The following is a 203-nucleotide window of genomic DNA, read 5'->3' as shown; positions in this document are numbered from 1 at the left end:
TCGTGACGGACGTGATTTAACATGTCGTCCACCATTTCGACCACGTGGGGATCGTCGAGAATATAGAAGACCTTGGTACCTTCCTTATGGTTTCGCACCAGCTGGTAGCGCCGCAGGATCCCCAATTGTTTCGAAATAACGGGTTGGGCAATTCCCAGCGCTTGGACAATCTCGTTGACCGAAGCATCATTGTCCTGGTAGCG

At 51.7% G+C, this 203-nt stretch carries 1 protein-coding gene; it reads right to left on the bottom strand.

Going from position 1 to position 203, the window contains the following annotated elements; translation table 11 throughout:
• Positions 1 to 203, bottom strand: a 203-nt coding sequence (locus tag QOS10_RS09720; RefSeq protein WP_283595226.1) for an ArsR/SmtB family transcription factor, incomplete at both ends; no start/stop codon positions are given.

Source organism: Limosilactobacillus galli (genome assembly GCF_947381495.1).
Taxonomy (GTDB): domain Bacteria; phylum Bacillota; class Bacilli; order Lactobacillales; family Lactobacillaceae; genus Limosilactobacillus; species Limosilactobacillus galli.
This window is presented reverse-complemented; position numbering and strand designations above follow the sequence as displayed.